General features: G+C 43.8%; 17 protein-coding genes. 8 read left to right on the top strand and 9 right to left on the bottom strand.

The features are described 5' to 3' along the window. Positions 1-20: 20 nt before the first annotated feature. Positions 21-1427 (top strand): alpha-amylase family glycosyl hydrolase, encoded by a 1407-nt coding sequence (locus tag AB4249_RS15680; protein ID WP_017062749.1) that lies wholly within the window; start codon positions 21-23, stop codon positions 1425-1427. A gap of 128 nt (positions 1428-1555) precedes the next feature. Here AB4249_RS15680 and AB4249_RS15675 read toward each other — a convergent pair whose 3' ends face one another. From AB4249_RS15675 to AB4249_RS15660, 4 genes are all read right to left on the bottom strand, one after another. Then, positions 1556-3427, bottom strand: a complete 1872-nt coding sequence (locus AB4249_RS15675; RefSeq protein WP_017062748.1) for a methyl-accepting chemotaxis protein — start codon at positions 3425-3427, stop codon at positions 1556-1558. 435 nt (positions 3428-3862) lie between these two features. Continuing rightward, positions 3863-5233: a YjiH family protein gene (locus AB4249_RS15670; protein WP_372103858.1), complete on the bottom strand. Its 1371-nt coding sequence runs from the start codon at positions 5231-5233 to the stop codon at positions 3863-3865. Between the two features lie 228 nt (positions 5234-5461). After that, a complete protein-coding gene (locus tag AB4249_RS15665) occupies positions 5462-6136 on the bottom strand; it encodes a YoaK family protein (RefSeq protein WP_017062746.1) in 675 nt (224 codons plus the stop codon). Positions 6137-6311: 175 nt separating this feature from the next. Further along, positions 6312-6794 (bottom strand): GFA family protein, encoded by a 483-nt coding sequence (locus AB4249_RS15660; protein ID WP_170926836.1) that lies wholly within the window; start codon positions 6792-6794, stop codon positions 6312-6314. A 32-nt stretch (positions 6795-6826) separates the two neighbouring features. Here AB4249_RS15660 and AB4249_RS15655 point away from each other — a divergent pair, with 32 nt between their 5' ends. The 3 genes from AB4249_RS15655 to AB4249_RS15645 all read left to right on the top strand — a co-directional run bounded on the left by AB4249_RS15655 (position 6827) and on the right by AB4249_RS15645 (position 9491). Further along, on the top strand, positions 6827-7480 hold the full coding sequence (locus AB4249_RS15655; RefSeq protein WP_017064322.1) for a hypothetical protein: 654 nt from the start codon (positions 6827-6829) through the stop codon (positions 7478-7480). A gap of 124 nt (positions 7481-7604) precedes the next feature. Beyond that, entirely contained in the window at positions 7605-7904 is a 300-nt protein-coding gene (locus AB4249_RS15650; protein ID WP_009845720.1) for an isoamylase early set domain-containing protein, read from the top strand. 276 nt (positions 7905-8180) lie between these two features. Next, positions 8181-9491, top strand: coding sequence for a peptidoglycan DD-metalloendopeptidase family protein (locus AB4249_RS15645; protein WP_136975961.1), 1311 nt, complete (start codon positions 8181-8183; stop codon positions 9489-9491). Positions 9492-9597: 106 nt separating this feature from the next. Here the strand turns inward: AB4249_RS15645 and AB4249_RS15640 are convergent, their stop codons facing one another. Beyond that, a complete protein-coding gene (locus tag AB4249_RS15640) occupies positions 9598-11442 on the bottom strand; it encodes a putative bifunctional diguanylate cyclase/phosphodiesterase (protein ID WP_372103855.1) in 1845 nt (614 codons plus the stop codon). 180 nt (positions 11443-11622) lie between these two features. Next, positions 11623-12519 carry a LysR family transcriptional regulator gene (locus AB4249_RS15635; RefSeq protein ID WP_009845717.1) on the bottom strand — a complete coding sequence of 299 codons (897 nt, stop codon included), beginning with the start codon at positions 12517-12519 and terminating at the stop codon, positions 11623-11625. Positions 12520-12627: 108 nt separating this feature from the next. Between AB4249_RS15635 and AB4249_RS15630 the strand changes: the two genes are divergently transcribed. The 3 genes from AB4249_RS15630 (at position 12628) to AB4249_RS15620 (ending at position 14704) form a co-directional block, all read left to right on the top strand. Next, on the top strand, positions 12628-13833 hold the full coding sequence (locus AB4249_RS15630) for a multidrug effflux MFS transporter (protein WP_372103852.1): 1206 nt from the start codon (positions 12628-12630) through the stop codon (positions 13831-13833). Positions 13834-13933: 100 nt separating this feature from the next. After that, positions 13934-14284 carry a hypothetical protein gene (locus AB4249_RS15625; RefSeq protein ID WP_372103849.1) on the top strand — a complete coding sequence of 117 codons (351 nt, stop codon included), beginning with the start codon at positions 13934-13936 and terminating at the stop codon, positions 14282-14284. A gap of 285 nt (positions 14285-14569) precedes the next feature. Beyond that, positions 14570-14704 (top strand): hypothetical protein, encoded by a 135-nt coding sequence (locus AB4249_RS15620; protein WP_277869202.1) that lies wholly within the window; start codon positions 14570-14572, stop codon positions 14702-14704. Between the two features lie 153 nt (positions 14705-14857). Here the strand turns inward: AB4249_RS15620 and AB4249_RS15615 are convergent, their stop codons facing one another. The 3 genes from AB4249_RS15615 to AB4249_RS15605 form a co-directional block, all read right to left on the bottom strand. After that, positions 14858-15475, bottom strand: coding sequence for a glutaredoxin domain-containing protein (locus AB4249_RS15615; protein WP_017062739.1), 618 nt, complete (start codon positions 15473-15475; stop codon positions 14858-14860). A gap of 68 nt (positions 15476-15543) precedes the next feature. Continuing rightward, on the bottom strand, positions 15544-16434 hold the full coding sequence (locus tag AB4249_RS15610; protein ID WP_017062738.1) for a DMT family transporter: 891 nt from the start codon (positions 16432-16434) through the stop codon (positions 15544-15546). 154 nt (positions 16435-16588) lie between these two features. Then, positions 16589-17563: a porin gene (locus AB4249_RS15605; protein ID WP_017064330.1), complete on the bottom strand. Its 975-nt coding sequence runs from the start codon at positions 17561-17563 to the stop codon at positions 16589-16591. A 376-nt stretch (positions 17564-17939) separates the two neighbouring features. Between AB4249_RS15605 and AB4249_RS15600 the strand changes: the two genes are divergently transcribed. Beyond that, on the top strand, positions 17940-18956 hold the full coding sequence (locus AB4249_RS15600) for a succinylglutamate desuccinylase/aspartoacylase family protein (protein ID WP_122081174.1): 1017 nt from the start codon (positions 17940-17942) through the stop codon (positions 18954-18956). Positions 18957-19019: the final 63 nt, after the last annotated feature.

Raw genomic sequence — 19019 nt, 5'->3', positions numbered from 1 at the left:
GAGTTTGGTAGGAGAACAACATGGAGAGTTCAGCTATGTTAAGCAAACCAGCGACAGATGTCATATTGCATGCCTTTGACTGGTGCTACGCTGACGTAATGAAGAACGCCCCACTGATCCAAGAGTTGGGTTATAAATCTGTTTTAGTATCACCGGCGATGAAATCGCTGCGCGGCCCTAAAGGTTGCGATCGAAATTCTGGTACTCAATGGTGGCAACGCTATCAGCCCCAAGACTATCGTGTGATCGATAATCAGTTGGGTGACACACAAGATTTTAAAGCGATGGTCGACACGTTAAAGCGACATGGGCTTCGTACTTATGTGGATGTGGTGTTTAACCACATGGCCAACGAATCGGGTATCCGCGGTGATCTAACGTATCCCAATCAGCAAGACATGGCGTCTTATCAAAAAGATGCTGACTATTATGAATCCATACGTTTGTTTGGTGACCTTTCTGAGCCTCTTTTTGATGAGAACGACTTCGTGGAAGCGTTTGGTATCAAGAACTGGAAAGACACGTGGGAAGTGCAAAACGGGCGTATTACCGGTGGCGCCAGCGATCCTGGCCTGCCAACGCTACTCGATAACGATAATGTGGTGGCACAACAAAGAGCCTACCTAAAAGCACTGAAAGAGATTGGTGTGAAAGGGTTTCGCATTGACGCGGCAAAGCACATGACACTGGCACATCTACGCAAGGTGTGGACTGATGACATCTGCGAAGAAATGCACATCTTCGGTGAGATCATTACCGATGGCGGCGCGACAGAAGAAGAGTATGAGCTGTTCCTTGAGCCTTATCTTAAACACACTCGCTTAGGCGCTTACGATTTCCCGTTGTTCAACACCATCTTCAAAGCATTTGAAGAGCAGGGCAGCTTTAAGTCTTTGATTAACCCATACTGTTTTGGTCAGGCTCTGTCGAATATGCGAGCGATCACGTTTGCGGTCACTCATGATATTCCCAATAACGAGGTGTTTTTGGAGCATGTGATGGATGAAGTGGATGAGCGATTGGCTCATGCTTTCATTCTTGGTCGAGACGGCGGTGTGCCGCTTGTTTACAGTGAACTGAGCACCAGCGGTATTCTGGACAAGAGCGGTCAGCCTCGTTGGCTTAACGACTGGCAAGCGCCTTACATGAAAAGCATGATTCAATTCCATAACCATGTTCATGGCGAAGCGATGCGTGTGGTTGAAGCGAATGATGATTTGTTGGTGTTTGTCCGTGGCGATAAAGGCATTGTGGTGATCAACAAGTCGAAGCGAAGCAAAACAGCCTCATTAAATTGGACTGGTGCGGTAACCGATTTACTGTCGGATGATGTGTTTGAATGTGTTGGTAAGGATTTAACCATCAAGGTGGAATCGAACCAATGTATGATGTTAACGACGAATGAATTGAAGCCTGTCACGAGTTAACTTGGATAGACTAGAAAGAGAAGCCCCGCTTACTGGCAATCAGTAATCGGGGCTTTTTATTTTAAGCTATTGCTCGGTAACTAAACCAAATGGCGACTCAGCCAAACGGCAACTGAGCCAAACCTTGGTTAAACCGTAAACTTATTCAATAGCTCGTCTTGTTGGCGAACATTGTCAGTTTGCTGCTGCATTGCGGTATTCGCTTCTTGGGCCGCTGTTGATACTTGTGTTGAAAGGTCTTTGATCTTAACAGTGTTGTTATTGATCTCTTCCGCTACTAAGCTCTGCTCTTCTGCCGCTGAAGCAATCTGGATGTTCATATCTGAGATGCGTTGAATCGCGTCACGGATACGGTCAAGTGAAGAGTTCGCTTGCTGAGCGCGTTCAACGGCGTCAGTGGCTGTGTCTTTACTTTGGTTCATCGCGTTCGATACTGAGCTTGCACCCGCTTGGAGCTGCTCGATCATGTTGCGGATTTCCGTAGTTGATTCTTGAGTACGTTGTGCCAGAGTACGAACTTCATCGGCAACGACTGCGAAACCACGGCCTGATTCACCAGCACGCGCCGCTTCAATAGCCGCATTCAATGCCAGTAGGTTGGTTTGGTCTGCAATATCGTTGATTACTTTTAGAATTGTTTCGATGTTGGCTGTTGCTGATTCAAGTACTTGTACTTCGGCAACCGCTTGGTCGATACGTGCTGAAAGGTTATCAATCGCTTGAGTGGTGTCACTTACGACAGATGTGCCGTCTAGCGTTGCTTCGTCTGCTTCACGGGCTGCCGCTGCTGCGCCTTGAGCATTGTTTGCAACTTCAGTTGCAGTAACCGCCATCTCGTTCATTGCAGTCGCTAACTGTTCAAGCTCTTCCAGTTGGGTATTCATCGCTTTCGCTGATTCGCCTGCACCTTTAACCGTGATTTCAGTACCACGCTTAATTTCAACACCAATCGCTTTCGATTGAATGATCTGATTTTGCAGGTTTTCAGTAAAGGTGTTGAAACCTTTCGCTAGGTCAGAGAACTCTTGGTCTGTGTTGGTATCTAGGCGCTTAGTTAAGTCACCTTGTCCACTTGCTACATCTTGAATCGCTTGGTTAAGTGCATCCAGTGGACGCATTAACACGCGAATTAGAACTGTTAGAGCAATGATGCTGAGAATTACCGCAATCAAAGAGTAGATCATTGAGCTGTTCTTCAACTCTTCAACGGTTTGGAAAGCGATCTCTTCATCCAGGATGGCACCGATGTACCAATCTTCACTAGGGATGTGGGTGAAATTAACTAGGAACATTTTGCCGTCGACTTCAATTTCTTGAGAGCCTTCACGAATAGTCGCTTGTGGCATGTAGCTTGATAGCGTTTCACCGTTGTTTTTCGCATTTGGGTGAGCAATCGTGGTGCCGTCGGCTGTTACTAGGAACAGATAACCCGCATCAAACAAGTTCACTTGGTTGACCAAGGTAGCAAGGTTCGTCAATTCTAGGTCGTAGAACATACCCGCAGTAAAGCGGCCGTTGTCTTTAACTGGAGTACCTACTGATATGATGACTTTCTTACTTGATGCATCCACATAAGGAGCGGTAACAACTAAACTGTTTTTGGATTTAGCATCAATGTACCAAGGACGAATTCGTGGGTCGTAGTCTGGACCGGCATCCCAACCATCATCATTTTCAATAACGAAACCGTTTGCTTCATAACCAAAACCAACCGCTAGGAAGCTGTTTTTAAGCTTTGGCTTTTCTAAGATTTCTTTAACGTAAGCGCGATCTTCAGGGTTGATCTCGATGACTTCAGTCGTCGATTGAGCCAACGCTTTCTTGGCGTTCATCTCCGATACGACGGTATTTTTCACGCCCGAGACCATCTCTTTCAGGCTCGCATTGACGTGGTTTTCTACTGCACTTCTTACAGTGTAAAGTTGTTGTATTGAAAGCAATGATACTGTCACTAGCAGCAAGGCTGATGATGCAGCAACCACCTTATGGCTAAATTTCATTGAGTTTTCCCCTTCTCACAGGCTTTGCGAAGACTAAAGTTAATCGTGTTTTTGTAATTATATATATCGACTAGATTGGGTTTTACTTGAATGTAATTTCACAAAATAGACTGCAAAAATACAACAACCTAAACAATACAAAATTCACTAAATCACATATTTGTTACTTTTAGTATTTGGTTCAATGAGTTGGGGAATGGGGCTAGACAGAGTTTAAGGAGGGATTAAGAATGTATTAATTTGACGATTATGCGTTCAGTTTTCTATTAACAAGAGGTGGGTTGAATAAATGATATGAAATCAAGTGATATACAGAACTTATAAATTGATTGAACTCTAAATAATGCTGTGTATATATTTGTGCTAATAAAAAGCCCCACAAAAGTGAGGCTTTATAAACTGAATCTTTATTGAGTTACATAAGTAGTATCTAATTTAGAATATTAGATGCGCTACACCAGCGATAACTGGAAGCGTAATTAACGTACGTAGAATAAAGATAATAAACAGTTCTAAGATGTTCACTGGAATCTTACTGCCTAGAAGCAGAGCGCCCACTTCAGACATGTAGATCAGCTGAGTTACCGACATTGCTGCAATAACAAAGCGAGTCATCTCGTTGTCGATAGAAGCCGCAAGGATTGCTGGGATGAACATGTCTGCAAAACCAACCACGATGGTTTCAGATGCCGCAACCGCTTCAGGAACACCAAGTAGCTCTAGGAACGGAATAAAAGGTTGACCTAGGAATGAGAATACCGATGTGTATTCCGCAATAACCAGTGCCATCGTACCAAGGCCCATCACCACAGGCAGTACGCCAAATACCATATCTACGGCGTTACGAACGCCTTCGCCAAATACAGATTTAGCCGACTTTACTTGAGATGCTTTATTTACCGCTAGCTCAAGACCCCAAGAGAACGTTGAGTGACCTGCTGGGATCGCGTCAGCGTCTTTGTGCGGCTTGCTGCCATCAATGAAAGTATCTTTCTTCATGCTTAGTGGTGGAAGGCGAGGGATGATCACCGCTGCCACAATACCCGCTAAACAGATTGCTGCGTAGAAAGGTAGGAACAGGTGCTCTAGTTCTACCTGAGCAATAACCACAAGACTGAATGTGATAGATACTGCTGAGAAAGTCGTACCAACAACCGCAGCTTCACGCTGAGTGTAGAATTTCTTCTCGTACTGTTTGCTTGTAAGCAGGATACCAACACTGCCGTCACCCAACCAAGAAGCCATACAGTCAATAGCACTGCGGCCTGGTAGGTTGAAGATTGGACGCATGATTTTACTTAGTAGCGTGCCAAACAGCTCTAGTAGACCAAAGTTAAGTAGAAGCGGAAGTAGCAAACCAGCAAAGATGAATACTGAGAACAGTGTCGGAAGCAGGCCTTCTAGAACCAGACCACCAGTATTTTCTTCCCAAATAACCTCAGGGCCAACTTGGAAGAAAGCCATAACGGCTGCAGCACCACCAATTAAACGAACCAGCAACCACAGTGGAGATGGGTTGAAAAGGCCGTTTAAAAATGAATTTGATGTAATGAATGTAGGCTTAAAAATGGTGCTTAAAACTGAAGCTACAGACATGAAAGCAACGATTGCAGTGATAATAGCAACTAGAGACTCACCGAAAACCGCTTGAATTGATTTGGCTAAGATAGCTACAGGGATGGTTAGATCACCTTGATAGCTGATTGGCGCCATGAAAAGGAATAAACCAATCAATGATGGGATTAAGAAAACCCAGAAACTGCCTTTAGATTTCTCTGTTTGAGCAGTATTCTTGTTGTTAGACATGTTATTGTTCTCGAATTTCTACACGTAAAAAAGCCACATCCTTGGCATTTTTATTCACTAAACGTCCGTATTTTCTCATTGGGTGCAAGATTACCCAGTATTAATATCGCTTGCAATACTATTCATCAAATATCGCTAAATATTCATACTGGTTATTCTGCAACGTATTAAGAGTTTAGAATAAAGTGTTGCGGATGTTACGTAGTTTGAGGTTATATTGCCAGATATTTATAAATTGACTGGGGTTTCAGTTCGATAGGTCAAGTATAACCAGTAGCTAAACGCAATAATGAAAGCAAAAGAGGCAGGGAAAGCCAATGCCAAGATTTCGAAGCGTTGGAACAGACAAGCGCCAATTAAGCCGCCAAACAGGAAGCCAACCACAATGAAAATTAGCAGTTTGGCTTTACGGCGGTCAAAAGGCATCCCCTTTAAGCGAGCGCCAATCATGATCCCAAGATCGGTAATGATCCCGCTCATGTGTGTTGTTCGAATGATTGCCCCGCTGTAAGTGGTGATCATCGCGTTCTGCAAACCACACGCGGCTGAAGCGAAATACTGACCTGAAGTATAGCCTTGCAACAGTGTCCACAGCGCCAAAAACAGCAATCCACCCTCAATACATAGTGCAACACCGTAACGGCGTCCTAACTTCAATGCTTGGTTTTCAATAAAGAACCCGCTGAACGCCGCACCTAACATGAAGCTCATGATCACCAATAGGAGGTGAACAGAAGCCGAGGTCGGTGTAAGCAGGCTACTGCCTAGCAAAGACATGGTGCCGGAGATATGGGAGATAGCTTGATGTTGGAAGCCAAGTAAGCCGATAGCATTAACACTGCCAGCAAGACCAGCTAACAAAAGGGCGCCGTATTCAACCCAGCGAGGTAACTTAGAAATCATGTGGTTCACCCTGGGTTAAATAGAGGAGCAAGATTATAACGCTAGACAAAAGATACGCTAGCGCTGTGAAGCGTTGATATTTGATCTTAGGCAACAGTATTGCAGTTTGTTATAATACTGTTGCTATATAAAGATAACGGTCAATAACGAGATAAAGATAACGCTCAATGACGAACTAGTTGTAATGGCTCATTTGGTGGTCGAACTTAACCCAACCGTGTTTGCGTTCTTCATAAACCGAAAAGCTCGGCAGTGGGAAGTCTTGCTCTTTAAATAACCCGAGCGGGACGATATAAAAATCAGCGGCGGCAACCGACTGCAAAAGCATGGTGGTGCCACACTTGGGACAAAACTGATAGGTGACTTCATTACCCGTATCGCTGATGCGTGAAAAAGAGGTCACTTCACCGCTGAGTGTAACTTGTTCTATTGGGAACCGAGCCTGAACGCCGAACACACTTCCGGTGCGTTTCTGACACTCATAGCAATGGCAGACAGATGTACGTTGAGGTTCACCTCGGCATACTAGGTTGACTGCTCCACAGCGGCATTCGCAACTTCTGATATTTCTATCTTTAATATGATTGATATCCATCCATGCTCCACTTCTGGTTAACCCTGTATTGATAATTATACTAAAGCCCTTTATGGTCTGCACAACTGGATGAAAACAAAAGAATATAATTGCCCATGAAAAAGAAAATCTTACCTATCCCTCTGATTCTACTGATTCCAATTGTCATGCTGGTTGTGGTGATAGTAGCGGGTATTTATCGCTTTAGCTTAAGTGATGAAGAGATCTTGGCGAAGTTTCCTTCTTCTCAAGTCAGTTATGACCCAGTCGTAGAAACCGTTTTTGATTTGAAGACGACCAATCCATGGACAATTAAAGTTCCTGAGACTAACGCCTACGCTTTTATCAATGAAGTTGATGAGCCTAGAGCCATCGCGTTTGGACGCTATGACTCAGGTGTTGAGCGCGGTGTGGTAACGGTAGACACCAATAATCTTTCAGCCGCCACGTTGGGCAAGGCGAGTTTCTTTGTCGCGCCGATGTGGATATCTAACCAAGGCAGCGGTGTTTTCTATTATCTAGGCCTGTTTAAGCATGACCAGCAACGAAGCCGTGTGGTGTTAGTCGACCAACTTTTACTGGGTGATCGTATACAAATTCAGACATTGGAGGTAGCTCAGCAGCCAGGTTCGCAATCACAGAATAAACTTACTGGGGAAGGTTTTATCGGCTTTACTCAGCATTCTGCGGAACAATCATTTGCAGAACCCCCTTCTGAAAAGGTGTTAATGAGTTTTTCTTTTGATACGCAATCAATTGGTAAGCAATAACGTTTTCGTGAATGTAAGGATCTGTTGTTTATGTGAGCCAAATTACATATTATCTTAGTTAGATGAATGAAATTTAGACACAGTTAGCTTTGTGTCCGCTTATTATTACAAATGGAGCTTGCGAATGATTAATAAACGTTTTTTTAAGACGAAAGATGAAGTTGAAGTGACCTTCGAGCTAGAAGCTCAGGAAGCGAACTCTGTATCTATCGTTGCTGACTTTCTTGATTGGAAAGCCACCCCAATGAAAAAACTGGCCAAAGGGAAGGTTTACAAGTTTAAAACTCGTCTACCTAAAGATGGCGAGTTTCAATTCCGCTACCTAGTTGATGACCAACAATGGGTGAACGATGCGAATGCTGACCGTTACATCCCAAATGAGTTTGGTGAAGACAACTGCTTAGTGTCGACGGTAAACGCATAATCTTTTCTTAAAACCAGCGACTAATTCGCTTCGTTTATTAATTATTCGAAACGGAATAACGTAAACCAATAGAAAGCAGAAACTAGCCGTTTCTGCTTTTTTATTTTTAAATTTAGCGGTTAATTTTATTTCTTATCTAGTGGCTCTTCATCTACGGCAACTCAATGACTTAGGCTAAGTTGGGAAGATTCACATCATATTATGACAATGCATTGATGATTTATGCGTTTGAAAAGCATATCCTATGCCTTTATATCGTAGAAAGACCTGTTTACCGTGTATTCAAAAATATTTCCCTCTCCGTTTGCTGAGCTTTCACCTGTAAAAAAAGTAGCTATTTTGGGACTGCCACTTATTGCTGCGATTGGTGTTGCTTTGCAATCGTCACAATCGGATCTGACGAAAACGATCGATCTTGATTTGCCCGACTCAACCGTTATTGAGTCAATTCTGTCACCATCTTCTGTTACCGTTATTGAGCCGCCGACATTTGAGTATCAAATTCAATCTGGCGATAACTTGAGTAGCATCTTCACTCAGCTTGGATTTTCTTACAAATCGATGATGAGCGTGATGGAAACCGATTTAAACTTCCTTGCGTTAGACACGCTTCGCCCAGGTAACACATTGCGTTTTTGGCGTGATGAAGCGACGGGCGACCTTTCCAAAATGGAACTTCAATTTAGTGTTGCAGATAAAGTGGTTTACCGACTGCTTGAAGATGGTACATACGAGTTTGAAGATATCTCTATTCCGGGCGAGTGGAAGCAAAAACCTTTAGTGGGTGATATTCAAGGCAGCTTCTCTATGTCGGCGAACAAGGTTGGCCTGAGCAGTCTTGAGATTGACCATATTGTGACTCTTCTTAAAGATAAGCTGAACTTTAGCCGAGACCTACGTGCTGGCGATCAGTTTGAAGTGCTTCAAAAAGCGCAATATGTTGATGGTGTTGCAACCGGAAAACGTGAAATTGAAGCAATTAAGATCATGAATCGTAACCGCGTTGTGTCAGCATACTTACACACTGACGGACAATATTACGATGCTAATGGCGATAGCTTACAACGTGCTTTCCAACGTTACCCAGTGAGCAGTAGCTGGCGCCAAAGTTCTCAGTTTAACCCTAAGCGCTTACACCCTGTGACTGGCCGAATCTCACCGCACAACGGTACAGATTTCGCGACGCCAATTGGCACACCTGTTCAAGCAACGGGTGATGGCAAAGTGATCATGACGCGTAAACACCCTTATGCGGGTAACTATGTGGTGATTCAACACGGTAGCACTTATAAAACGCGCTACTTGCACTTAAGCAAGATCCTTGTTCGTAAAGGACAAACGGTATCTCGTGGTCAACGTATTGGCCTATCGGGTAAAACGGGTCGAGTGACAGGTGCTCACTTGCACTATGAACTGATCGAACGTGGTCGCCCTGTTGATGCGATGAAAGCGAATATCCCAATGGCCGATTCTGTGCCTAAAAAGGAAAAAGCGACATTCACAGCCGCGAGAGATGAAGCCGACAAGCTATTGAAGGCAGCGTTAGAAACGCGCAATCTAGCAATGGTTAATAATGCTAGTAAGTAGCTAGCCATTAAACTGTTTTAAAGCCGCAAGAGCATCACAAAGCACAGTCAGTGTTAAGTGATGCTCTTGCGGCTTTTTAGTTCTCAATAGAAGGTTCGGTAAAGGTTTAAACTAAAGGCTCTGAGTGCGCGACATAGCTAACGATAGCTTCAGGTCGCATTGGAGGTGAGTAGAGGTAACCTTGGATCTTGTCACATCCCATCGCGTGCAGCTTTTCTAATTGCTCATGCTTCTCAACACCTTCCGCAACCAAAGATACATCGAGTCTATGGGCCAGTTGAACAATCAGCCATACTACGCTCTCTGAGGTCGAACTAGTTAACAAGTCTCGAATAAAGGTCGCATCAATTTTAATGCAATCGATAGGGTAGCTGTGGATGTAGTTCAAACTGGAGTAGCCTGTACCAAAGTCGTCGAGTGCAATCGTGAAGCCTTGTCCTCTCAGAAAGTTAAGCGCGGATTTTGTCTCTTGTGTTGGCGATAACAGAACGGTTTCGGTTAACTCGATAACAAACTCATTCGCCTTAAAATGGTGCTGTTCAATGGTTCGAGTCAGGTAGGATATATAACGTTTCGAATCAGTAAGCTCGTGCGCAGAGCAGTTGATTCCAAGTTTAACCTTGTAGCCCAAGCCTTGCTCTAGTGTGGTTTTAGCGCGGCACACCAATTCAATAATGCGTTCACCTAATTCGACAATCAGCCCTGACTCTTCTGCCACTTGAATAAACTCTACGGGTGAGATGTCTCCATGTCTGGCGGTTCTCCAGCGAGTCAGTACCTCGAAATATTCCCATTGCGTTTCACCTTGACCCACAATCGGCTGTACCACTACGTACATTCCATTGCTGTCGGGGATATAGCTTTGTGAAATTGGGTTTTCCAGCTCACTTCGTAGCGCTGCGACTAGCTCGGTTTTTCTTTGGTAACGAACTCTTAAGTGAGTGTCATAACATTGAATATGAGTATCTTGGCTGTGTTTACACTCTTTAAGCGCCAAGCTGGTATTGAAGATGATTTGCTCAACGTCTTTGTTGTCTCCATCCGAACTGGCAATACCGATGCTGACGTCGAAATCTATCTTGATATCAACGCTACTGTAGCCCTGCTTAATTTTGGCCAGTATTTGTTCGCACACGGCTATCGGATCAGAATGGTAGGTGATGAAGGCGAACTCGTTGCCAGCCGTCCGGAACGTCAGGTTGTTGTCGGGCAAGGTTCGGCGCAAGGTCTCTGCAACGAACTGAAGTACCTTATCGCCAATATAATTACCGTGCATATCATTGATGGCTTTGAAGCTATTGATGTCGAGCAGAGCGAGCGTGAAGGGAGTGACACTCTGCTGAGTGATCGATTCCAAGGTGTCTGATAAGCAGCTACGGTTTAATAGCCCAGTTAGACTATCGTGTGATACTTCGTAGCTGAGTTGATTAACCAGTTGCTCAGAACGGTCGTTGAACCACATTTCACGCAAGGTGTGAATGACGATATCTGCGAACAACTGGTGGTGTTTTATCACGTCTTGTTGTTGATCTGTACTCATAGGCGAACTAAAGGTTGAGAAAAGCACACCCATGACTTCGCCACTTTGACTGCGTGCTGGGATAGCGATTGAGTTCTGTGAGGTGATTTCCTGTCTAAATGCTGATGTTGGGAGTGACTGAACGATATACTGAGCAAATGAGCAATCTGGGTGTTTTTGATTAACGGCTTGTTGGTATATGTGACCATGGCGTGCGTTTATTTTGTCATGCAGTACATGGTCAGAATGGGCAATTACCAAAGGAACCATTTGATCGGGGAAGTGCTTTTTCTCAATGATACTGGTGTATTGAGTACCGAAGGTTTGATGCAAAGTAAGCACGGCAGATTCTAAAAGGTCGATACCTTCCAATTTGAGTAAGCGGCCAATGCGCTCTGTGTCTATCATGCTATTGCGTGTATGTTGAGTCATAGTCACCATCCGTAGCCAACCAGAATCGTGTGTAAGCTGTATGTGTATGATCTTGTGTATACGATCTTGTAGCAGCGCTGTCTTAAGTATTAACAATGCAACTTGCATTAATAATCTTGATATGCGTCTAGTTTATTATTGGTCGTGTTGTGTGATTTTTCAAATTTAGTGCAATATATTTCACAAAATTTGACTATTTCTTTCTTTGTCTAGCCTATCTTTTAGGTGGTCTAAAAATAGCTTGGTTCGTGTATGTGAGTAGTCAAGCTTAGGGTAGTACGCGTAAACCATCACTTCGTCGGCTGTTATATTTGGTAATACTGGAACCAGTGTCCCTTGTTTAAGATCCTCTTTGATCATTGCTTTGATGGTTAACAGTACGCCCATTCCTCGCTTGGCGGCATGAAACAAAGCCTCAGGGTTGGTGGTCGCAAAGTTACCGTTCAAAGTGATGCGCTGTCCTTTAGTTAGCGTGACTTCACGAATAGGACGCTCTCCCCATATTAAGGAGTTGTGCTGCTCTAAGTCTTGCTCGTTGATGGGATAACCATGTTTAGCCAAGTAACTTGGTGCGGCATAAAAGCTAGCTTTGTGTTCGAACAGTGGTGTTTTCTTGAAGCTTAACGAGTTGAGTTGTTCCAGTTCACGACTGATCACCAGGTCCAAGCCAAGCTCAGGTAATTGACCTGGCGTGGTGGTGATAAGCTGTACTTTAATGTCTGGATACTTTTCTAAGAAGTCGTCCATGTATTGCACGAGAAACTTAGAACCAACAGCAATGGTTGCGCCTATCTTTAGTAGGCCCGCAGGCGTTTGGTTAACCGATCGGGTTTCATCAATAATCGATTGCCAATTATCGAGCTGATCCTTGGCTCGCAGATAAAAGAGAGCCCCCGCTTCGGTTTGGCTGATTGAGCGCGTGGTGCGCTTTAATAGTTGAGTGCCGATACGTTCTTCTAACCAGTTCACTCTTTTGCTGATCGCTGAGCTGGTGGTATTGAGTTTACGCGCTGCGCCATTGAAGCTGCCTTCTTCCACCACTTTTACATAACTTTTTACGTTAAGAATCCAATCCATATTATTTCCTGTTGGGACTTAATTAAATTCCAATTTAGCTAATTATCAATTATTGGTTTTGAATGTAAACTCATCTGATGAACAAATAACAAACGAATAGGGAATTTTTTGAGCCAATCGACCTTTAAAAAAACACCGCTACTCTTAGCCATGATGATCATAGCTACAGGGCAGGTAGGGGTGAGTATCTATTTACCATCATTGCCGCTAATTGCTTCAGACTTAAGTGTGACTCAGGTAGATGTACAGCTGCTCGTTACGCTGTTTCTTGTGGGTTTTGGCTTGTCTCAGCTATTTTATGGGCCGATGTCCGATGCCGTGGGGAGAAGACCTATCTTCTTGTTAGGTCAGGGTGTTTATTTGATTGGTACTGTTGTTTGTGTTGTGTTTTCTGACAATATGACGGCGCTAGAAGTTGGTCGCTTGCTGCAAGGTTTAGGGGCGGGTAGTGCCTCGGTTCTTGGGCGAAGTGTGCTGCGCGACAGCTATGATGGCCTTCAACTGACCAAAGCACTGTCTTATATTTCGGTCACCGCTTCGATCATGCCGATTATTGCGCCCGTGTTTGGTGGTTGGATCTCATTCCACCTCGGTTGGCAGGCGGTGTTCCTGTTTGTTCTTGTGTATTTACTGGCGATATTCACTCTCGGCTATTTTGTTCTTCATGAAACTTTGCCATACGGGAAGAGCCGCTTTGAAGTCAGTCAAGTGGTCAAGAACTATGGCCGTTTGTTGACGAATCGCCAAGTGTTGACCAGTGCCAGTTATAATTGGATGAGTTACATGGCGAGTTTGGTGTCGCTATCACTGTTTCCATTCTTAATGCAAGAGCAATTGGGGCTGACAGCCGCTGAATACGGATCGTTGATGATAGTCCCTTCGGCTGGCTTACTGATTGGTAGCGTGGCTTTGAACTTGCTCAATCGTAGGTTTAGTACACCACAATTGATGAGTCTTGCGATTTTGATCATTTTAGCTTCAGGGACTTGGTTACTTACTCATGAGTTATCCATCTTTAACTTAGTGTGGGCATTTACGTGGTTAGCTATCGCTCAAGGTATCTCCTTCCCTCTATCGATCAGTATGCTATTAGAACCTCATAAGAAGAAAGCGGGCGCGGTGTCGGCATTGTCTGGTTCAATTCAGATGTGTTTAGCGGGTTTATTGGGTGGGTATCTTGTAGAGAGTTGGGTCACGACTCATCTTCAATTAGGCGTGTTCTACCTCATTATTGGTGCAGCCATGGGCGGAGTGCTTTGGTCTTCAACCAAAATGAACAAGAAAGGCGATACTGTTGAAGTGGAATATAGTTAAATGCCAAATTCACTATCGTTTAACGCACCATCGTTAATACGTTGTATTTGTGCTGATGGTTTTCTACAATGCTTCGGTCCATTGAATAGGTAAAAACAAAATGCAGCAAAATGAATTTGAAGTACTGGTAAAAGCTATCTGCGCACTAGATGGCCTGCCTAAAGCGCTTGAGCTATTGAAATCCAATGAGGATACAGAAGTCGCTGAGGCTGCTGCATCACTGACTGGTCAATTTGCACTTGCTGAAGTGGAAGGCGAAAAGCGTATTTACCACGTGACGCTTCAAGAAAATGAACAAGGCGAAGAGCAAGAGTACATCGAACATGTTATGAATGAAGGCGATGACTTAATCAAATTTGCAGCTTGGTTCTTTGAAACGATGTTTGAATTGAAGCAAAAAGACACATACCAAATTGCCGGTAAAACTTACAGACAGCCAAAGCGCAGCTAGGTTTCTCAGTAAAGCATTTTAGAAAGCAGCTCTATTGAGCTGCTTTTTTTATCAGTGTCTAAATCAATGTCTTGGGTTGTTATTAGGAATGGAGCATTAAGCTCAAACCAGAATTTAGGTTAACTCATTGATATACAAAAACAATGCTGATTAGCACAGAGACAAAATTAGGCTAATTGCAAATGAATGCTTAATATTGCATTAAAGTGTGATTTAGATCTTGTTTTTGGGCGTTTTAAGTGTAGAATCCGCGCTAAAGAAAGTTGACTATGTGCGGAGATAAGCATGAATTACGAACTAGGCCACGCATACCTTGGTCAAATGGCAGCAAAAAACATGATGCACGAAGTATTGTACGGCACTTCAAAGCCAAAGAAACCATCGTTCTTTAAGCGAATGATGAAGAAAATGGCTAAATAAGCATTTTCAAAAACGGAATTTTAAAAGGCCTTAAACTCGATGAAGTTTAAGGCCTTTTTCGTTTTAGCGATTGGTGAAAGTTATCGCTTTGTTTTGTTGTGGATGGACACAAAAAATACCAATTAAGCTTCTGACTAATGGCTTTTAATGAACTCAGCCAGCAGATTGATTGGATAAGTCGACCACATTATTAGGGATGCTATCTAAGCCATTCTCTTTCATCCACGCTTCTAAGTTATCGGCACCACCGATGTACTTACCATCAAGCCAGATCTGCGGGACGGTGACCGGTGTTTTCTCACCAATGTGTGCTTTTACCTCTGGAATCATACGGTACAAAGCGGCGCTGTCTTTTACGACATCGTGGTATTGGTATTCAACACCCGCTTCATCCAGCATTTTCTTCGCTTTAACACAGAATGGGCAGGTCGCCTTACCATAAACGATGTTGCCTTTTAAGCTGTCTCGTTTGGTCCACTCTTTGATCACCGATTGGATTAACACACCGCGATTCAGCGCTTCACCTTGGCTGACCACTTTGCCTTCAACAACAAGGATTGGAGCATGCCAAGAGCCTAGTTTTAGCGGCTCCCACCAGTGAGACAACCAATCTTTCACTTCCAGTTCGACATCGACATCGGCCAACTCATTCTCAAAAGTATCCTTCAGAATGTCTTTGGTAAGGGTACATTCTCCACATGGGATGTTAACTTTAAATGGACCCCAGCTGCCTGCCCAACGGTATAGTGTAATCTTGACTGGTTTCTTCATGGTTACGGCCTCGTTTGAATTCTCTTATCCATATAGAACGGACTGTCGAACTATTTATTTCACCAACCTTAAACTTTCTTCACTTTTGAAGGTTTTTTAGTTTCCCAGTGCGTTATAAATGCAACTGACGCAATAATAATAGCAGCCCCTAGCCATAAACGACCCGGTGGAACCCAACTAAATACAATCCAACCTGCTAAAACGTTTAGCGGTAATTTGGCGTGGTCAAAAGGTTGCACAAACGAAGCATCAGCGACCGAGTAGGCTTTTACTATCGCCCATTGAGCGAGTGCCGTCATAACACCGATAACAATCAATATAGCCCAGATTGTACCGCCGCTTGGCGTTTGCCAATCTGGCGCAGCAAGCAGGATGTTAAATGGTGTGATTAATAGTAGAAGATAGACCACCATGGTTGAAGGACTGTCTTGCGAAGAGAGTTTTTTCACCATCAGTGAGTAGCATGCCCAGAAGAAAGCGGCACCGACTGGTAATAACGTTGCCCAGTTAAAATCTTCAGCCCACGGCTCTAGAATCACCATCGCACCCACGAAGCCTGCTAAGGTCGCGCCCCAGCGAGCAGCCCCAACTTTCTCTTTTAAGAAAAGCCCTGAACCAATGGTTGCAAACAATGGCGATGTCATGAGAAGGGCAATGCCTTGCCAAATTGGTACTGGGTAAGCCAGTGCCCATATCCAAAGTTGAATACCAATAACAGACAAGAAGACACGGAATACGTGCAATTTGAGGTTGTCGGTTTTTAGTGCGCGACGAATGCCCAGCGTTTTCAGATAAGGAAGAATAGCGAACAACGCGATGGCGTATTGAATGACGGCAACGGTGGTAGAAGTAAGTCCGAAATGAATGCTAGCAATTTGAGTTAGGCTGTTAATAACGGCAAAGGCTAGGCCTGCGGTTAGCATCCAGCTAGCGCCTTGGATCGGATGGTGTTGTGACATGATGCTTCTAATTATTTGATGTGGTACACCTATGATACGGATTTAGCACCACTTAACCAGAAAAAGCATTGATGAAGTCAGTCAGAATATTTGAATATGAAAAAAGGTTGAGCTATTGCCCAACCTTTTAGTCTGTATCTAAAGTCGATTTAGATTAGAAGTCGTAACGGATGCCCGCTTGTAGTTGGTCATCTTTATTGTCTCGCTGTTCAAACTTGTAACCAGCATATGTGCGAATGTGGCCGTTAAACTTGTACACCGCTTCAATAGCAAAGTTATTTGCTTCTTCGTCAGCCGCTTTATCGAACTCGCCGTAGTTGTATACGCCAATTAGTGATAGCTGTTTAGTTGCTTTGAAGATAGCTGAAAGCTCGTAGCCTGTGTAATCTTTATCTGCAACTGAAGCCATTGTGTATAGACCACCAACCGTAAACGCATCCATAGAAAATTGAGCTACAAGGTTGATTTGATCGTCATCGAAGTTACCATTCTTTTGAGAAACATAACCCGCACCAAGGTCAAAAGCGCCTAGGTTATACATAGCAGCAAGGCCAAAACTATCTGCATCTTTTTCATTTGCAGCGATGTAGTTAGCTTGTACCGTCAACGCGTCAAACTCGCCAGAGTAAAGGAAGTTATTCTCACGCTTATCTTTGTTGCCATCAACGGCATCAGCAGCATCTGCACCAAATGTTGCCATTGTATCTGTAATGTCAGTCAGCATTACCTGTGAAGAATCTTGCTTACCGTATGAGAACTCACCGAATTTGGTTCCTAAACCTGCGTAGTAGTAGCGATTGGTAAGAGATTCATTTTCAATTTTTACAGTATTGCCACTTCCGTCTTCGAACTCTGTTGTTGATGCGCTAGTGAACTCTGCTTCATACTTACCGAATCCATATAAACCATCAGAAAGTTCAGATTTACCTGAAATATTCACACGAGCTCGTGACTTGTCTTTGAAAGAACTGTCAGATGCGCTTTCGTTGTTGTCAGATACGTTGAAACGAGCCTCCGCACGACCGCCAATTTTAAGTTCTGTACCATCAGAGCTGTAAACTGTTGCTGCTAGAGAAGAACCTGAAACTAGTGCTGCTACCACTGCAGAAGCTAGAACTGCCTTTTTCATAATCACTTACCTTGTATTTTAAAATCCGTGAGCAATGTGCTCTCCGTTTCGATATGAAGCTAATTTAGAGCAGCTAAATTAAGCTTTCATTTCTATAAAATTACATTTTCGTGAATAGGGAACTTTTTAAGTGTTGATTTTATTGCACTTTCATTTCAATAGACTGAGTGGTTTGTGAATGGTTATATAACTTATCGGTTCTTAAGTGCAGACTTTCACAAGCTTTTATTTAGGGGAAGTGATGATGATATGCGTGAGTATTATGGGAAAGTCAGAGCTTGTTCATCTTATTAACTGTTTGTACTGATTAAGATATCCTCTATGATGCAAAAACTTAGAAGAGAATAGATTTTGCTCAACAAGATGGAGACGTTGGATGAAAACAGAGTACTTAGGCGATGTTTTACAAGGTAGGCAGGTTATTGGCTCCTTGAATGTTGAAGACCTACCCGTTGGAGAGCACCAGTTTTGGTTTCAAGTAACCAGTGATGGGCTAGGGCAACCCAAGAACATGCCGGTTTCTGTTTTCAAAGGCAGTCAAGCAGGTCCTAAGTTGATGATCACCGCTGGTATTCACGGTGATGAGCTCAACGGTGTGTTGGCTGCTCAGCAAATTATCAGAGACTTAGTCGGTAAAACTCTCAAAGGCACGGTCACGATAGTGCCTACTGTGAACTTGTCGGGTTTGCTTAACCACAGCCGCGATTTTATCTCTTCGGATCCGGGCTCTTGCCCTGCCAACCTTAATCGACTCTTTCCGGGTGATGCGAATGGCTTAGCGGCAGAGCGCTTTGTTGCGTCTTTGTGGGATCGCTTACTCAAACACAATGCGACATTCGCCGTTGACCTACATACCCAAACTCGTGGCGCGGTCTACCCACTTTATGTTTTTGCTGACTACCGAATTGAACAATGCCTTGAAATGGCAAGGTTGATGACGCCAGATTGTGTTCTCAATGATCCGGGCGACCCAGGTATTTTGGAAACGGTTTGGAATCGAAGTGGAATTCCTAGCATCACGGTGGAAGTTGGGATGGGGAAATTTACTCAGCCTGACATGATTCAACGAGCGGTAGACGGTGTTTTTAACATGCTGTCTTATTATGAAATGTTCGAGGTTGAAATAAATCATCCCGAGAAAATGCAGCTGCCGAGTATGGATTGGATAGAGGGTAATGATGTGGTTTCTATCCGCGCTGATATTGGTGGTTTCGTATTGCCGCAGGTTGAGCTTCTGCAGAGCGTAGAACAAGATGATCTGTTGGCTATTCAATATGACGCTTTTGGTAATGAGTGTCGCCGTTATCACGCGCCGTCTGCCGGACGTGTCCTTAGCTATAACGTGGATGCGTTAAGGGAGCCGGGTGCGCTTGTTTGTCGTTTGCTAAGTTAAGGCTCAGTCGGTTTGACGTTTCCGTGTTAATGCACTGTGTTGTTATCTAATACCAATCCGGAA

This window comes from Vibrio sp. 10N.261.55.F4, assembly GCF_041470465.1.
GTDB lineage: Bacteria > Pseudomonadota > Gammaproteobacteria > Enterobacterales > Vibrionaceae > Vibrio > Vibrio crassostreae_C.
The sequence above is the reverse complement of the archived record's forward strand: the minus strand, read 5'-3'. Positions and strand labels throughout refer to the sequence as shown.

Coding starts and splice junctions, on each gene's coding strand:
- AB4249_RS15680 (WP_017062749.1), top strand. CDS start 21: ATGGAGAGTTCAGCTATGTTAAGCAAACCAGCGACAGATGTCATATTG.
- AB4249_RS15675 (WP_017062748.1), bottom strand. CDS start 3,427: ATGAAATTTAGCCATAAGGTGGTTGCTGCATCATCAGCCTTGCTGCTA.
- AB4249_RS15670 (WP_372103858.1), bottom strand. CDS start 5,233: ATGTCTAACAACAAGAATACTGCTCAAACAGAGAAATCTAAAGGCAGT.
- AB4249_RS15665 (WP_017062746.1), bottom strand. CDS start 6,136: ATGATTTCTAAGTTACCTCGCTGGGTTGAATACGGCGCCCTTTTGTTA.
- AB4249_RS15655 (WP_017064322.1), top strand. CDS start 6,827: ATGAAAAAGAAAATCTTACCTATCCCTCTGATTCTACTGATTCCAATT.
- AB4249_RS15650 (WP_009845720.1), top strand. CDS start 7,605: ATGATTAATAAACGTTTTTTTAAGACGAAAGATGAAGTTGAAGTGACC.
- AB4249_RS15640 (WP_372103855.1), bottom strand. CDS start 11,442: ATGACTCAACATACACGCAATAGCATGATAGACACAGAGCGCATTGGC.
- AB4249_RS15635 (WP_009845717.1), bottom strand. CDS start 12,519: ATGGATTGGATTCTTAACGTAAAAAGTTATGTAAAAGTGGTGGAAGAA.
- AB4249_RS15625 (WP_372103849.1), top strand. CDS start 13,934: ATGCAGCAAAATGAATTTGAAGTACTGGTAAAAGCTATCTGCGCACTA.
- AB4249_RS15620 (WP_277869202.1), top strand. CDS start 14,570: ATGAATTACGAACTAGGCCACGCATACCTTGGTCAAATGGCAGCAAAA.
- AB4249_RS15615 (WP_017062739.1), bottom strand. CDS start 15,475: ATGAAGAAACCAGTCAAGATTACACTATACCGTTGGGCAGGCAGCTGG.
- AB4249_RS15610 (WP_017062738.1), bottom strand. CDS start 16,434: ATGTCACAACACCATCCGATCCAAGGCGCTAGCTGGATGCTAACCGCA.
- AB4249_RS15605 (WP_017064330.1), bottom strand. CDS start 17,563: ATGAAAAAGGCAGTTCTAGCTTCTGCAGTGGTAGCAGCACTAGTTTCA.
- AB4249_RS15600 (WP_122081174.1), top strand. CDS start 17,940: ATGAAAACAGAGTACTTAGGCGATGTTTTACAAGGTAGGCAGGTTATT.